Source organism: Streptomyces sp. NEAU-174, assembly GCF_052665095.1.
Genome location: NZ_JBQTCE010000022.1, coordinates 143,304 through 157,060 on the forward strand (window position 1 = coordinate 143,304; position 13,757 = coordinate 157,060).

Consider the following 13,757-nt stretch of genomic DNA (forward strand, 5'->3'; position numbering starts at 1 on the left):
ACCCGGCCTTTTCCGATCGATGCCCTGGTGGTGATCCGCCCATGCCCGCTCTGCCCCGCCCCGCCTCCGGCCCCGGCTCGCGTTACACCGCGCGCGCCGCAGTCACCCGGCCCCGTCCCACACCCCCACGGCACCGCGCGGACCCTGCTGCCCTCACCCGCAGCCTCACCGCCCGCGACCTGTGGATCACCGCCATGGTTCACGAACACCGCGTCCTGACCACCCCACAGATCGCCCGCATCGCCTTCAGCAGCCAACGCTCCGCCCAACGGCGCCTGCGCGTCCTTCACCACCACGCCGTCCTGGACTCCTTTCGCCCCCTGACCCAGCACGGCTCCGCACCCGAGCACTACACCCTCGGCCCCACCGGCGTCAGCGTCATCGCCGCCCACGCAGGATGCGAACCCGCGGCCCTCGGCTGGCGCCCCACCACCACCGGCCGCATCGCCTACTCCCCATCCCTCGGCCACGACATCGGCGTCAACGAACTCCTCACCCACCTCGCCGCCCCCACCCCAAACGCCACCCACGGCCGCCTGACGCTGTGGCTGTCCGAACGGTCCTGCGCCAGACGCTGGGACGACATGATCCGCCCCGACGCCTACGCCCACTGGCACCACCCCGACCCCACCACAACCGACGCGGACAACCCGGTCCTGCTGCCGTTCTTCCTCGAATACGACACCGGCTCCCAGCCCCTGCCCCGCGTCGAAGCCAAACTCGCCGGCTACGCCGCCTTCACCACCTCCACCAAAACCCGCCCCGCCCTCCTCATCCACACCTGCACCGCCTCCCGCGACCGCGCCCTCCGCCACCGCCTCACCCAACCCGCCCGCGACCTCGGCCTGTATGTCGCGACCTCCTCCGCGGACTTCACCACCCACACCCCCTGGGGCCCCTGGTGGGCACCCCTCCACCCCGCAGCACGCCGCACCACCCTCACCGGCCTCACTACCCACTGGCCAGACCTCACCCCGGCCAGCATCGACCCCACCGACGCCGACACCGCCCTCACTCTGCCCATCCCACCCCGGCCACCCACGACGCCGGACGGCCGATGAGCCTGCTCGCCAAGACCACCACCGGGGTCGGCTGCGCGCTCATCGCCCTTCCCCTGCTCGCCGCCCTCGCGATCGCCGCACTCCTCAGCTTCCTGATCCCCGGCTCCAGCGGCACCACCACCGCCCCGGGCAGGAACGCGCTGCGGGACATCCCTGCGAGCATGCTGGCGCTGTACCAGCGGGCCGCCCCCGAGTGCCCGGGGCTGTCCTGGACGATCCTCGCTGCCATCGGCAAGGCCGAGACCGACCACGGACGCCACCCCACCATGCGATCCTCCGCAGGAGCGGTAGGGCCGATGCAATTCCTGCCGTCGACCTTCAAGCTCTACGCACATCCGGTACCAGCAGGTGGACGCAGACCTCCGACGCCGTGGGATCCGGTCGATGCGGTATACGCCGCAGCGCGCCTGCTGTGCACACACGGCGCCCGGCACCACAAGAACATCGAGCGGGCGATCTACGCCTACAACCCCTCCCGCACCTACGTCGCAGACGTTCTACGGATCGCACGACGTTACGCCGCCTTCCCCACCACCTCCGCTGTCGGCCGGGAGGTGGTGGCCTTCGCCCGCCGCCAGCTCGGCACCCCCTACGTCTGGGGCGGCGATGGCCCCGCCGAGGGCGGCTTCGACTGCTCCGGCCTCACCAAAGCCGCCTACGCCACCATCCACATCAACCTCCCCCGCGTGGCACAGGCCCAGTACGACGCCGGCCCCCGCCTCCCCGCCGGAACACCCCTCCTACCAGGCGACCTGCTGTTCTTCGGCACCAGTCCGGGGGCCGTCACGCACGTCGGCATCTACAGCGGCCACCACCACATGATCGACGCACCCCACCCCGGCGCCGTGGTCAGAGAAACCCGCGTCCAGCTGACCGGCCCCACCTATCAAGGCGCGACCCGCCCGAGCCCGCGCGGTAGCCGGTGAGCACGCATCCCAGCCCCGCCGAGATCGACACCTTGATGCGCACGCTCGTCCGCATCCTGGCCGGCGTCGCCGCCCTCGCCCTCATCTTCACCGCCGTCAACGTCACCCTCTTCGCGGTCGATCACCACATCCCCTGGCCGATCGCCGTCCTCCTCGACCCGATGGTCGCCCTCACCCTCACCAGCGTCCTCTACGCCGACGCACGACTCGCCGCCTGGAACATCCCCCCACCACGCTGGTCCACCACCCTGCGCTGGTCCACCGGCCTGGCCGCCACCGTCATGAACACCTGGACCTCCCTCTGGCCCGACGACCACATCGGCTGGCCCCGCCACGCAGACCCCGCCGGAGTGCTCCTCCACGCAGTACCACCCCTGCTCCTCATCGGCCTGACCGAAACCGTCGCCGCCTACCGCCGCTGCACCTCCCAAACACACCCGCACCCCACCACCGCACCCCACAACAACCACCGCGAGGAGCACCTCAGGAACACACCGGGAGCACCCGCACCCCCCACTCCACCACCCTCCGAACGTACCGACGACGAAGACGTCGGCCCGACAACGGCCACCACACGCCACGACAGCCACGAACCCACCCCCGACGGCCCCGTGGACCAGCCCGACGGACACAGCCGCGCAGACGCCGATATGTACGCGCGGGCTCTCGCGCTGGATCTGGCGGCCCGCCAGCGCACCGGTCAGCCGATCAGCATCCGCCAGCTCCGCCGCCACCTGCACCTGGGCCAACACCGCGCCCGAGAGCTCCGCACCCGGCTCGACACCGAGCGCACCCCGGGAGCACCCGCACCTCACCCCGCACCCCAAACCGCACCCGGCGGGCCGCTCCAAGAAGCACCCGCCGGGGGGACGGGAGCGGCTTGACTAGTCGGCCGCCACAGAGCGTTCATAGTCGTCGCCGCGGACCACCGCGTAGGCCACGCGCCGCGAGCACCCCGGCCGGGGCTCTCTCCACAACCACCCACCACCCCACGCGGGAGACCCCACCATGCCAACCACCACCAACACCACAACCACCCCCAACCAACCCGACCCCGCTCAGCTAACCGGCGCCACCGCCGCCGTATGGGCCGCACTGAACAACCAGCCCGGCACCACCAGCACCACCCTCGCCCAAGCCGCCGGTGCCGGCCGGTCCACCACTACCAAGGCCCTCCGCCACTTCGAACAGACCGGCCTCGCCCACCGAGAGAGCGCCGCTCCCGACGGCAACGGCCGCCCCGTCAACTACTGGTACCCCACACCCACGCCCCCACCCGACCCCGACACCAGCACCTCACCGGACACGACGGACGAACCGCCGACCGCCGACAACGACATCCACGAGCAATCCACCGAGCACCATGCCCACCCCGCGCCCGCTGCGGAGTCCCCCGCATCCGAGGACGACGCCTCAGAACACGGCGACGCTGATGAAGACGGGGAACGGGGCTCTGCGAGCGACCCCTCGCAGGGAGTAGAAGACGACGATGCGCCGGCGCCAGCGCCGACGCCAGCGTTCGAACCTCCGACAAGCGAGGCAGCTTCGGAGGACACAAAGACGGAAGAGACCCAGCCAACCGTCAACCAGAGCGGCCACCGGATCCGCCTCGCCCCTGGTGCCCTGCGCCAGATGGTCATCGGCCACCTCACCGCTCACCCCGACGAAGCATTCACCGCCACACGCATCAGCCGGATCATTGAGAAAAGTTCCGGCGCCATCGCCAACGCCCTGGTCACCCTGACCAAGCAGGGCATCGCCGAACAGGTCACCGAACACCCACGTACCTACCGCATCACCACGGCAGCAACCAGAGGCGGCGAGGCATAGACCGGCACGAACGGACCAGCGGCCGGGTACCGCCATTCAGTTGGGACGGTACCCGGCACGTACCGTCCATCCGCGTCGTGTTCGATCGTTCGCTGGTGGCTTTCAGGTGATGAGACGCTCAGCCTGGAGTCATCAGGAGCCAGTTCGGAACGCGTCGCGATAAACCCGGCGACGTCGACGGTCATCCCGGGATACTGGGCACCATGGATGAGGTCAAGGTCGTCGCCGCCCATTCCGAGCGCGCGACCTTGCGCGTCGGCGACGTGTTCCTGAAGGTGGACGCAGATCAGGCGCGCATCGACGTCGAGGTCGAGGCGATGGCCCTGGCGCCGGTCCCGACCCCGAAGGTCCTGTGGCGCAAGCCGCCCGTGCTCGCGATCGCGGCGGTCCCGGGGACGGCGCTCGGCCGCCTCGGCGAGCCGTCGACCGCGTCCCCGGCGGCGTGGGCTGCGGCGGGTGCCGCCATCCGGAAGTTGCACGACGCGCCGTTGCCGCCCTGGCCCGGCCGGGCGGGCCAGGGCCTCGACGAGTTGGCCGCAGAACTCGACGGCGAGTGCGAGTGGCTCGTGACGAACGGCGCCCTGCCCGCCGACCTGGTCACCCGCAACCGCCAGGTCGCCGAGGCCGCGCTCCAACCGTGGACTCCGGCGTTCACGCACGGCGACCTGCAGATCACTCACTTGTTCGTCAACGGCAACGAGATCACGGGCATCATCGACTGGTCCGAGGCGGGCCAGGGCGATGCCCTGCACGACCTCGCCACCTTCACGCTCGGACACGAGGAACACCTCGACGACCTCATCGCCGGCTATGGCACCGACATCGACCTCGACGTGATCCACGCGTGGCGGTCGTTGCGAAGCCTGCTGGCGATTCGCTGACGGGTCGAGCATGGCTTCGACCCGACCGCGCCGGGCTGTGAGGTCGACGTGCTGAGATCCCGGATGTGAGACTGCGCGGGCCCGACTGCTACGAGTGCGTTCTGACGCATCGAGCAGGCCAGCTCCTTGGGGCGCATCGCCTGCCCTTACTCACTCTGCTGCGTATCTCGCTGGGGCGTGCAAGGTGACCGTGTCGGGCGCCGGTAGCTGCGAGGGGTCGTTGAGGTGTCAGGTCTCCCGGTGCCCGCTCAGAACAGTGCCAGGCCCTCGCCGCTGGTGTCCGCGATAACTGGCCGGAACTGGGCAGGGAGTCCGTCCAAGCGGTCAGGACCGGCCGCGGCGGCCACAGCAGGAGCCGTCTCGGCCAACCAGAGACGAAACCGCTCGGCGGCTTCGCGGTAGGGGACTCGCGCCAGGACACGGTGCTCGCCGGAGGGACAGAAATCGACTGCGACAGTGAGCAGGCAGGAACGGGGCGCGTTCTGACTGCCCGTCCAGGACACGCGCAGCACACCGCAGGGCTCGCGCCCGCCGGAAGCGCGGTGGGTCGGGCGCAGCGATCGGCAGGCTATGTGGGCGGTCCATGCGGCCAGGTGCGGAAGGGGCAAGGTGGTGCGTGCGCGGCAGCCGGGGCAGCGGTGCCAGTGGCGAAGCCAGTCGTCGGCGCCGGTGTCGAAGAGGCGTGTGTAGCGGTTCGCCACGCGGATGTCGTTGCTGTACAGGTGGTCGGGGCGTTCCTGGGTGTTGCAGGACTGGCAGACAGGGGCGCGGACGTAGCCGTGTTCGTGGCAGTGGTCGAGCACGGTGGCAGGCGCGGTGCGGCAGACGGCGCACACCCACCCGGCCACCCTGCGGGAGGTGCCGGGCTTCCTGCTGAGCACCGAGTACAGCTGGCCTTCCAGCTCTCCGTTGTACGGGTGCGGTGAGGCGGTGGGGCCCTCGGGGTTCGTCGTCTGCCAACCGTCGGCGTCTTGGGCCTGACGGGGGTGGGAGGGCGGCTCGGTGGCGGCTGCGCTTGCCTGGCGGGTCCGCGCGGCTTGCACCCACTGCGTTTCGGCGTGCTCGGCCGCGTCGAGCAGCCTGACCACTGCGCGCGGAAGCCACCACGTCCGCTGCGTCCCGTCGCGGGTCTGCTCCACGAGTATCTGTCGCCAGTCGATCCCCGCCAGATGGTACGGCCGACCGACTTCACCTCGTGCTGCCCGCTCGGGGCCGCTCGGCTCCCGCAGTTCCCCCGCGATGCGCCGGCGCCAACGCAGCTGCGTTTCTTCGTCGCACTTCTGTCTCGGCGCCCCACGAAACGGACCGATGCGGACCAGGTCCCGCCGATCCATCGCCACCGCGTTCAGTTCCGCGGCCGCCCGGCGCACCTCAGCCTCCGGAACACTCCACTGACCGCCGCTCGCCCTCACCGTCTCCACCACATGGCCGCCGAGCAGGACGTACCCAACCCGGGCATGGGCAGGAGGGCAGGTCAATGCCCCAGAAACCGTCGGCACAGCACTGTCGGCCGTCACATCGACCCACAGAGCGTCCGCGGCACTCAGGGTGATCAGGCCGTCCGTGCGACCGGGCATGACACGCTCTGACATACCGACAGGCTAACGGCCCGCAACGCGGCAACGGATGCCAAGCGCCTCGGTCAGCCGGGCCGCCGCCCACGCCGCATCCGCCGCCCGCAACTGCTTATGCCTGAGCATTTGGTTCGTCAGTCCCGTGCCCGCAGCCTCACCGCCATAACATCAAAAACCAGGCAGGTCACTCTTGCGTATCAGCGGTCCCCGAGCCCAGACGAATTGAGCAACAGAGTCCTTAGCGGCTGTTGTCGGTCCAAATCTGAGGGCGGTGTTTTCGCTGTTCAGGCGTAGGGGCCGTGATCTGGTGGGAGTGGTGACGTGTCGTTTCGTCGCTCCCCGGGAGGTTGCGGATGCCGTCGGTCGTCGGACTGCTGGAACAGCACGAGCTCGCCGCTCGCCGTCGAGTCCCTCGCAGGTTGGATCCGCAGTTGGGTCTGTTGTGGTGGTTCGATCGGCATGCTGGCTGGCTTTACGTGCCCGACGCTCCGGAGCCGCGGACTTCGGCCGTGCTGACCGCCTACAGGGAGCTCCATGCAGCCCTGCTGCGCGACCAAGGCGAGGCCCCCGCAGTGCAGAGCGCTTTGGCCCGCGCACGAGTCGACGAGCTATTGACGATGCTGGAAGGCCCCGAGACCGCTGGGCGCGCCGCAGAAATCCTGGAACAGCTCGTCCAGATCATCCACGGCAAGACCCGACCCGTTGACTCTCCCCATGGCATGCATGGAAAAGGCCCTGTCAGCAGCCGTCGCACAAGCCGCTGACAGAGCTCCTCATGTGATCGCGTTACCGGCCACCGCACCCTGCGTGTCCGCAGCCGCCGCAGGAGCCGCCGCTGTTGCACGCGCACGGGCAGGGGTCCACCCGTCTATGGCTTGCCGTGGGGGCGCCGGTGCGCTGCTGGGGAAGGGAGACGGTGGGCAGTGTGGTGGGGCGGTCGGGGTTAGCGCGGTGGGCTGCGGTGTCCAGCAGGCGCAGCCGTGCCGGGTAGGGGCGTTGGTCGAGGCGGACCAGGTAATGCGGGAGGGTCGGGTCGGTCAGTCCGGTGAGCTGCCATCCGGCGGCGTTGATCAGATGGCAGGCGGCTTCTGCTTCGAGCCATACAGCGTGGTGGGGTGAGACGCGGGTGGCGTGCTTGTTGCAGACGTGCTCGGTCGCGGTGTTCAGCACGCTCGCGAGTGCGGATCGTGCGCTGACGGCGTCGCGCATGAGGAGGCGTTGGCTCTGGGTGAGGATCTTGTGGACCAGGGCGCGGTGGTGGTGGAGGTCAGGTGTCGTCATGGGGGCGGTTCCCTTCATCTGGTGTTCGGTGCTGTCCGGTGGGTGCGCGCAGTAGCGCATGGCGGTGGTGCGGGGAATGCGCGCGGCGGGTTGGCCCGCGGTCCCGACAGTCGGGTCGGGGCGCGGGTGCTCGGCGGACTGCTCATAGGCCGTGGCGGCTCGGGGTGCAGCGGTGCCCTGCCGGAGGCGGCGAGCGCTAGGTAGATGTCGGTTATGCAGCGAGGAGGGCGAGTTTGTAGGCCTCGATGACCAGGTTGAGCTGGTTCATCTGCTGTACGTAGCGGGTGGCGTTCACGTCGATGGCGCGGCTGGTGTGTTGCAGGAATCCGAGCGGGACGACATCGGCCTGGTTCGCGTGGGCTGGGACGTGACGTACGTGGTCGCAGGTGTTCCTGGCGTAGTAGCGCAGTTCGGCGTGGAGGCGGTCGGCTTCTTGTGCGGTGGTCCAGAGCAGTTCGGCGAGGGGCCCCAGCGCGGTGTCGGTGAGGCGTCGGTGGCGGCGTAGCGTTGCGTAGCCGTCGTTGCCCAGGGCGGTGCGCAGGGTGCTTTCGCCGGGACCAGCGAAGGTGGATGGGCTGGTGTGGGACCGCGGGTTGCTGAGGGGACTGTCCATGGGGGTGACCTTCCGCTTGGGGGGCTTATGCCGCGCCATAGCGGCAGGTCGGGGCGTGTCCTTCGTCGGTGTCGAAGGTGTCGGGGTAGGTGGTCGGGGTCGGGCCGTTGCCGAGTAGGGCTGGTCCGGTGGCCAGATGGGTGCCGAGGTCAGCGAGGTGGCGGACGGCGGCCAGCGGTACGGGCGCGGCGCACACGGGACAGGGGCCTAGGAGTTCGAAGGCCTCGTCCTCGTAGAGGGGGTAGCGGGCGAGGAAGGTGTATTGGGTACGGGTGGTCGGGCAGGTGGCGATGGCCAGGAGGGGTTCGCCGGGTGTGGCGCGGCGCTTGCTGTCCGGGGTGATGGTGATGTGCTGGAGGCTGAGGCCGAGGGTGCTGGCGAGGCGTACGGCGGTGCGGGCGTGGTCGAGGCCGCGGTGGGGTCCGTATTCGCTGGCGGCAGCGGTCTGCTGGATGAAGGCGGAGGCTGCCTGAGCTTGTTCGGCGATGGAGGTCATGGGCAGTGTTCTCCTTGTGTCCGGTGCTGGCGGTGGCGCCTTGGTGAGTTGCCGGAAGGCGGCTCGGGCGGATGGCGGTCAGGCTGGGCGGATACGGGTGCGTTCCCTGGCGCAGGCCTTTTTGGCGGTGGTCTGGGCACCGATCGCTCCTCGTGCGTACGGGGAACAGGGCTTGAGCAGGGCGGTGTTCAGGGGCACCGGGTGACGGTCAAAGCGCCTACCTCGGGATCCGGGAGGGTGTGGCGCGGGACCGGGGCCGGGTCGGTGAGGGCGCGGCATAGGGCGGCCATCAAGTGGGTCGGGGTGGCCGGGGAGGCTACGGCGACCCACAGCACCATGGCGTCGGCGGCGCGGCGGGCGGCGCACAGCCAGTTCGCTCCACACTTCCCGGTGGTGCCGGGGACGGTGGTGATGACGACGGCCTGCTCATTGGGGGCGTACCAGGAGTCGTCTTGGTGGCCGATGTCGCGGATCCATCCGGCTGTGGCCAGTGCCTCGACGGCCTTGTGGGGGGATTGGGGCGGCAGGAGGTAGCGCGGGCCGTCCTTCGGCGCGGGCCCGGGGGTGTCGTCGGCCACGGCGGCGGCGAATGCGGCGGTGATTTCGGGTGGGGTGTCGTGGGAGAACCACGCCGTCCAGGTCACACGTGCGGCACGGCAGGGACTGGCCGTGAACTCCCAGGCCATCAAAGGCTTCCCGGGGCGCTCGGCACGGCTGTGGAGATGGCGTGCGTGGCGCTGGCCGCTGGGGTCGTGGTAGTCGGTGTGGCACGGCTCGCGGGTTGCCCTCCATCCGGCTGCCAGAAGCACGTCGTCGGCTGTGGTCACGGCGGCGGGGTCAGGCCCTGCGAGGTAACGGGGCGAGATCAGATAGCGCGGCGTGCTAGGGCGATTCCGGTTCTGCATGATGAACTCCGGGCGGGTATCGGGTGGGGGATCCGTACTGTCGGCGTCGTTTCGGGCTGTGAGGTATTCGCGGCCCCGCCGTTCGGGCCACCGGAATGGCAGTGGCCTGTGCCGATCGCTGGTGGCGGCGACGTGGGAATGTGTCGCGGTATATGGCGTGTTGGTGATGTGACATGACCTGTCGCTCTTTGTGAATGGGATAGGGAAATCGAGGGCGGTGTGTTGTCATCCGGTCGTCGTGGCGGACCAGCATGCCTTCGGTTGGGACCTCTGCCGGGCTGCTGGGCACGTCAGGTGGCACTTAGCCTGCGGCCTCTTTCGTCGGACTTTGAATCCGAATTCGACCGCACCCCTCGTCACCCAACCTCATGGGCACATGTCTCCCGTAGCAGCTTCTTCTAGTTAATTCTCTGCGAATTTCCGATTCCAGTTGTTGCCGGGAATGCGACCAATGTAGCTCGATATTGGGGATCGGTCGACATTGATGGCGGCTGCGAATTGCTGGAATTATCGCGAATTCGCGACCGTATCGGAGGGGTATTCCGCAAGCGGGCGACGCATCGTGTCGTGGGGTGCGCGGCGCCCGGCGGGTGCCGGGTTCGACCGGTCAGGCAACGGGCCCGGGGCCCCGGGTGGGAGTCGGCTCCCCGGCCCGGTTGGGCCGGGGGCGTGTGGGGGTTCCGGTGCGCGGGCGGTGCGGTGGGACGGCTATCGGGTGGCGGTGAGGGCGGTGGTCGCGGCTTTGGCGATCGCGGTGATGGCCTGGGCCGGGTGGGTCAGTTCCAGCGGCGTGGCCCCCGGTAGCGGGCACGGGTCGGGTGCAAAGGCGAGCCATAGCACCGCGCATCCGGCGTTCTTCAGGGTGGTGATGCGTTGGGCGGCGCGGGTGGCTTCGTCGGGGTGGTAGTAGCCGTCGGAGGCGATGACCAGCAGGCGGCCCGTTCCGGGCTGGGTGAGGGCGAGCCCGGCGCACAGGGCGTCGATGGCCTCGGCGAGGCTGTGTCCCAGCCCCCTGGCCTCGAAGCGGGTGACCCTGGTGGGGGCGCTGCCGGGTGCGGTGATGGCGGTCAGGGCCCGGTCGTAGGCCACGATGGCGGTGCGTGAGTCGGGGTCGGTCAGTGCGGTGGCTTTGGTCAGGATCCAGGCGGCCGAGGCGATCGGGTCTGCTGCGCTGTTCATGGATGCGGACACGTCGACCGCGATTCCCACGCGCAGTGGCGGTGTGGGGATGGGGCGGCGCAGGGTCCGGGTCCAGGGTGTGGCCGTGGGAGTGGCTCCGGCCGCCTTCTGGGCCTCCCGGGCGAGTGCTTGGCGCATGTTCAGGCGACCGGGCGGGGCGGCCGAGGCGGTATGGGTGGTGATGCGTTCGCGGTAGGCGGCGGCCCGCAGGGCCCTGGCGAGCTGTCCGGCGGCAACCTTCTCACCTGCGGTCGGCAGCCGGGTGCCGGTCACCGGGGACGGGGTGTTGCCCTTGCGCGGTTTGCCGGGTGTGAACGGTCGCGCTCCGGGCGCGAAGACCCGTTCTGCTGTTTTGGCCGCTTGCCGTTCGTGGGCGGCCTGCGCGGCTTTCGCCTCGGCCCGGGCGGCCCGGGCGGCGGCGACCCGCGCCTGTGCGGCGGCCTGCGCGGCCTCGTTCGCCTGCACCCGTACCGTCACCTTCCCGATGGCCTCGGCGAGTTCGCCCATTGGTCCGCCGCCGGTGGGTTCGGGTGCGGTGGCTGGTGTTCCGAGGGCTTGGCACCAGGCATGCGCGTGAGCCAACATGCCGGGCGCGTCGTCGTCGGCGGTGGTGTGGGCCGCCGTCCAGATCTGGGTGAGGGTGTCCAGCAGGTCGGGGCCGAGGATGCTGGTGACGGCCTGTTCGAGGGGTTCGGTTTCGTCCGGGTCGAGGATTCCGGCATCCCTGCGGGCGAGGATCAGACCGGCGGCCCGGGCGGCCTGCCAGCGGCTGCTGGGGGTCTGGCCGGTGATGTCGGCGAGGATAAGGGTGTTGACGGCCGATCGCAGGAACGGGCGGTCGGCGGGGCGGCGGGTGAGATGAGCGTGTTCGGCGCGGGACTCCTCCAACAGCTGTGCCGCCCTGTCCAGGGCGGTGCCGCGCAGGTTGGGCGGGGTGGTCCAGATGCTGTGCGCGGCGTGCGCGGCCTCGTGGACCAGGACTCCCCAGGCGGCCGGGTAGCGTTCCTCGTCACCGCGTCGGTCGGGGTTGATGGTGGCCGGTGGGAGCGGGGTGAAGAGGGCGGCGTCGATCTCCAGCTCGGCCGTGGTGGGGTAGAAGGCGCCAGGGGCGCCGGAGCGGGTGCCGTGCTGGCAGGTGACGATCACGTCCTTGCGGTCCGCGAGTTCGGGGAGCCGTTCGGTCAGGGCTGCGGCGATCCGGATCCATTGCCCGGCCTGCGCGGCCGGGCGGGGTTCGAACGGCGGGCCGCCGTCGTCCTCCCACCTGGCTTGAGCCCATTCGGCCTCCGATAGTGCGGGCGGCTGGTGCTGTACGTGGGCTGTGGTCTGCGCGGGCATGGCGGATCGGTGCCTTTCTGCGGGCGTCGGGGGTGCGTGGGGTGGTGGCCTGTGGGCCGGAGGCGCTGGTCAGAGTTGGCGGCCCAGGGACAGGGCGGCAACCGGCTTACCCAGGGCTTTGGTGACGATCTCGGCGACCGTGTCGCGGTCTTCGAGCGGGGCGATACCGACCAGATTGGCGAAGGCCGCCTCGACACCCAGGACATCGGCGATCTTCTGAAACGCAATCAACTCGCGTAGTTGCGGCGCCCAGCCGACCTCACCGGCCTGCTGGCAGGTGGCGAGGTTCCTCGCGATCCGTACCGCCGTCCTGTTGATCTTCAAGGCGGTTGCCAGGTCGTAGTCCGACCCCACCTGGATCTGTACCGAGAACCGGCTGGCGAGGGCCTCGGTGAGCACCGCTCCGTGAACCCCCGGGTTGTGGCCCGCGATGACGTAGAAGCCCTCGGCGGCGTTGATCGTCTCGCCCTTATGCGCCTTGACCTGGATCTGGCGCCGCCCGTCCATCGCCGGATACAGCGCGGCCAGTACCTTCGGGGAGATCAGGGTCGCATCGTCCAGCAGCAGGGCCCGCCCCTCCTGCATAGCCGTCACCAACGGGCCGTAGATGAACTCATAACCACCGTGCTCGTCCTGGGTGTACTCCCCGATCAGGTCACCGACCGTTGTGTCACCGTCCCCGGCAACCGTGATCAGGTCCGGAAAGGCGGCCTCGATCAGCGAGGTCTTGCCCGTCCCCGGCGGACCGTACAGCAACACCGGCACACCCGCCTCGCGTAGCCGCCGCAGCGCCTCGACATCGGGGAGGTTGGCCAGCGCCCTGGGGTGATACTGCTGCCCGTTCGGGCGGGTCACCGGCCCGGGCCGCCCACCCGGCGAGCCAACGGCAGGCGTCGGCCGAGCGGCGGATGGCGGGGCCGGGGGCGTACGGGCCGGGCCGGGGGCCCTGGGTGCCGTGGCCTGTGCGGCGGCTGCGGCGGTGGTCGCTGTCGCCCGGTACATACGGGGGTTGAAACCGACTCGCACCGCTTCACCTCGGCGCACGAGGGTTTCACACGCGTTACCGATCGCACCGCCGGAATGCCCCAGCATGTTGACCAACTCCGTGACACTGAACTGCGCACCCGGCGGGCCTCCGACCAGGGCCTTCGCGATACGGGCCCGCAACTCGCCCGGGCGGGCCTTCCCATTCAACGGGGTTGTGGAGGCCGACGGGCCCGTCGGAGGGTTCGGTGTGGCCGAGTTGGGCGTCGGAGACAACTGAGCGGCACTGGTCATCGCAGTCTTTCCTTTTCGCAGCCCCGGAGCCTTTCGGGCATACTCCACCTGTAACCCGTATTCAGGCGGACCCCGTTGGCCTGGATTCGTTTCCCGGAATTCCCGGGAACACGACCAATATAGCTCGACGCGCGACCCTCTTCGATATCAATCCGGGCTGGGAATTGCTGGAATTCTCGCGAATTCACGAACGGGAATTCATGGCAATTCGCAGGCGCACGACGCTTTGCGTCGTGCACGGCCGGGTGGACGACGCTTCCCCAGGCCACCCGGCGCGGCCACCCGGCGCGGCCACCCGGCGCGGCCACCCGGCGCGGCCACCCGGCGCGGCCACCCGGCGCGGCCACCCGGCGCGGCCACCCGGCGCGGCCACCCGGCGCGGCCACCCGGCGCGG

At 70.0% G+C, this 13,757-nt stretch carries 12 protein-coding genes and 2 pseudogenes; 7 read left to right on the forward strand and 7 right to left on the reverse strand.

The features are described from left to right. Positions 1 to 41: 41 nt before the first annotated feature. The 5 genes and pseudogenes from ACT2CW_RS43525 to ACT2CW_RS43545 all read left to right on the forward strand — a co-directional run bounded on the left by ACT2CW_RS43525 (position 42) and on the right by ACT2CW_RS43545 (position 4,767). A complete protein-coding gene (locus tag ACT2CW_RS43525; protein WP_445520605.1) occupies positions 42 to 1,061 on the forward strand; it encodes a replication-relaxation family protein in 1,020 nt (339 codons plus the stop codon). Continuing rightward, positions 1,058 to 1,987 (forward strand): C40 family peptidase, encoded by a 930-nt coding sequence (locus tag ACT2CW_RS43530; RefSeq protein WP_445520606.1) that lies wholly within the window; start codon positions 1,058 to 1,060, stop codon positions 1,985 to 1,987. The genes ACT2CW_RS43525 and ACT2CW_RS43530 overlap by 4 nt, the downstream gene beginning before the upstream one ends. Continuing rightward, a complete protein-coding gene (locus tag ACT2CW_RS43535) occupies positions 1,984 to 2,871 on the forward strand; it encodes a hypothetical protein (protein WP_445520607.1) in 888 nt (295 codons plus the stop codon). Before ACT2CW_RS43530 ends, ACT2CW_RS43535 begins: the two co-directional genes overlap by 4 nt. Positions 2,872 to 2,995: 124 nt before the next feature. Beyond that, positions 2,996 to 3,817 carry a hypothetical protein gene (locus ACT2CW_RS43540; protein ID WP_445520608.1) on the forward strand — a complete coding sequence of 274 codons (822 nt, stop codon included), beginning with the start codon at positions 2,996 to 2,998 and terminating at the stop codon, positions 3,815 to 3,817. 203 nt (positions 3,818 to 4,020) lie between these two features. After that, positions 4,021 to 4,767 (forward strand): annotated as a pseudogene (locus ACT2CW_RS43545) (phosphotransferase family protein). 179 nt (positions 4,768 to 4,946) lie between these two features. On the opposite strand, the gene ACT2CW_RS43550 reads toward ACT2CW_RS43545, so the two are convergent. Further along, the gene (locus ACT2CW_RS43550) at positions 4,947 to 6,290 is read right to left on the reverse strand and encodes an endonuclease domain-containing protein (RefSeq protein WP_445520609.1); all 1,344 of its coding nucleotides are present in this window, start codon (positions 6,288 to 6,290) and stop codon (positions 4,947 to 4,949) included. A 335-nt stretch (positions 6,291 to 6,625) separates the two neighbouring features. Between ACT2CW_RS43550 and ACT2CW_RS43555 the strand changes: the two genes are divergently transcribed. Beyond that, positions 6,626 to 7,036, forward strand: coding sequence for a hypothetical protein (locus ACT2CW_RS43555; RefSeq protein WP_445520610.1), 411 nt, complete (start codon positions 6,626 to 6,628; stop codon positions 7,034 to 7,036). Positions 7,037 to 7,058: 22 nt separating this feature from the next. Here ACT2CW_RS43555 and ACT2CW_RS43560 read toward each other — a convergent pair whose 3' ends face one another. The 6 genes from ACT2CW_RS43560 to ACT2CW_RS43585 all read right to left on the reverse strand — a co-directional run bounded on the left by ACT2CW_RS43560 (position 7,059) and on the right by ACT2CW_RS43585 (position 13,362). Further along, a complete protein-coding gene (locus ACT2CW_RS43560; RefSeq protein ID WP_445520611.1) occupies positions 7,059 to 7,553 on the reverse strand; it encodes a hypothetical protein in 495 nt (164 codons plus the stop codon). A gap of 211 nt (positions 7,554 to 7,764) precedes the next feature. After that, a complete protein-coding gene (locus ACT2CW_RS43565) occupies positions 7,765 to 8,166 on the reverse strand; it encodes a hypothetical protein (protein ID WP_164426443.1) in 402 nt (133 codons plus the stop codon). A gap of 25 nt (positions 8,167 to 8,191) precedes the next feature. Then, complete coding sequence (locus ACT2CW_RS43570; protein ID WP_164426441.1) at positions 8,192 to 8,662, reverse strand: hypothetical protein; 471 nt, start codon at positions 8,660 to 8,662, stop codon at positions 8,192 to 8,194. Positions 8,663 to 8,850: 188 nt separating this feature from the next. Continuing rightward, positions 8,851 to 9,489: a DUF317 domain-containing protein gene (locus ACT2CW_RS43575; protein ID WP_311766729.1), complete on the reverse strand. Its 639-nt coding sequence runs from the start codon at positions 9,487 to 9,489 to the stop codon at positions 8,851 to 8,853. Positions 9,490 to 10,275: 786 nt separating this feature from the next. Further along, on the reverse strand, positions 10,276 to 12,084 hold the full coding sequence (locus ACT2CW_RS43580) for a hypothetical protein (protein ID WP_445520612.1): 1,809 nt from the start codon (positions 12,082 to 12,084) through the stop codon (positions 10,276 to 10,278). A 69-nt stretch (positions 12,085 to 12,153) separates the two neighbouring features. Next, the gene (locus ACT2CW_RS43585; protein WP_445520613.1) at positions 12,154 to 13,362 is read right to left on the reverse strand and encodes an AAA family ATPase; all 1,209 of its coding nucleotides are present in this window, start codon (positions 13,360 to 13,362) and stop codon (positions 12,154 to 12,156) included. Between the two features lie 200 nt (positions 13,363 to 13,562). On the opposite strand from ACT2CW_RS43585, the pseudogene ACT2CW_RS43590 reads away from it, so the two are divergent. Then, a pseudogene (locus ACT2CW_RS43590) lies at positions 13,563 to 13,757 on the forward strand (hypothetical protein); the annotation flags it as partial.

Excerpts from the sequence above, each read along its gene's own strand:
- ACT2CW_RS43525 (WP_445520605.1), top strand. The coding sequence starts at position 42 with ATGCCCGCTCTGCCCCGCCCCGCCTCCGGCCCCGGCTCGCGTTACACC.
- ACT2CW_RS43530 (WP_445520606.1), top strand. The coding sequence starts at position 1,058 with ATGAGCCTGCTCGCCAAGACCACCACCGGGGTCGGCTGCGCGCTCATC.
- ACT2CW_RS43540 (WP_445520608.1), top strand. The coding sequence starts at position 2,996 with ATGCCAACCACCACCAACACCACAACCACCCCCAACCAACCCGACCCC.
- ACT2CW_RS43550 (WP_445520609.1), bottom strand. The coding sequence starts at position 6,290 with ATGTCAGAGCGTGTCATGCCCGGTCGCACGGACGGCCTGATCACCCTG.
- ACT2CW_RS43555 (WP_445520610.1), top strand. The coding sequence starts at position 6,626 with ATGCCGTCGGTCGTCGGACTGCTGGAACAGCACGAGCTCGCCGCTCGC.
- ACT2CW_RS43560 (WP_445520611.1), bottom strand. The coding sequence starts at position 7,553 with ATGACGACACCTGACCTCCACCACCACCGCGCCCTGGTCCACAAGATC.
- ACT2CW_RS43565 (WP_164426443.1), bottom strand. The coding sequence starts at position 8,166 with ATGGACAGTCCCCTCAGCAACCCGCGGTCCCACACCAGCCCATCCACC.
- ACT2CW_RS43570 (WP_164426441.1), bottom strand. The coding sequence starts at position 8,662 with ATGACCTCCATCGCCGAACAAGCTCAGGCAGCCTCCGCCTTCATCCAG.
- ACT2CW_RS43580 (WP_445520612.1), bottom strand. The coding sequence starts at position 12,084 with ATGCCCGCGCAGACCACAGCCCACGTACAGCACCAGCCGCCCGCACTA.
- ACT2CW_RS43585 (WP_445520613.1), bottom strand. The coding sequence starts at position 13,362 with ATGACCAGTGCCGCTCAGTTGTCTCCGACGCCCAACTCGGCCACACCG.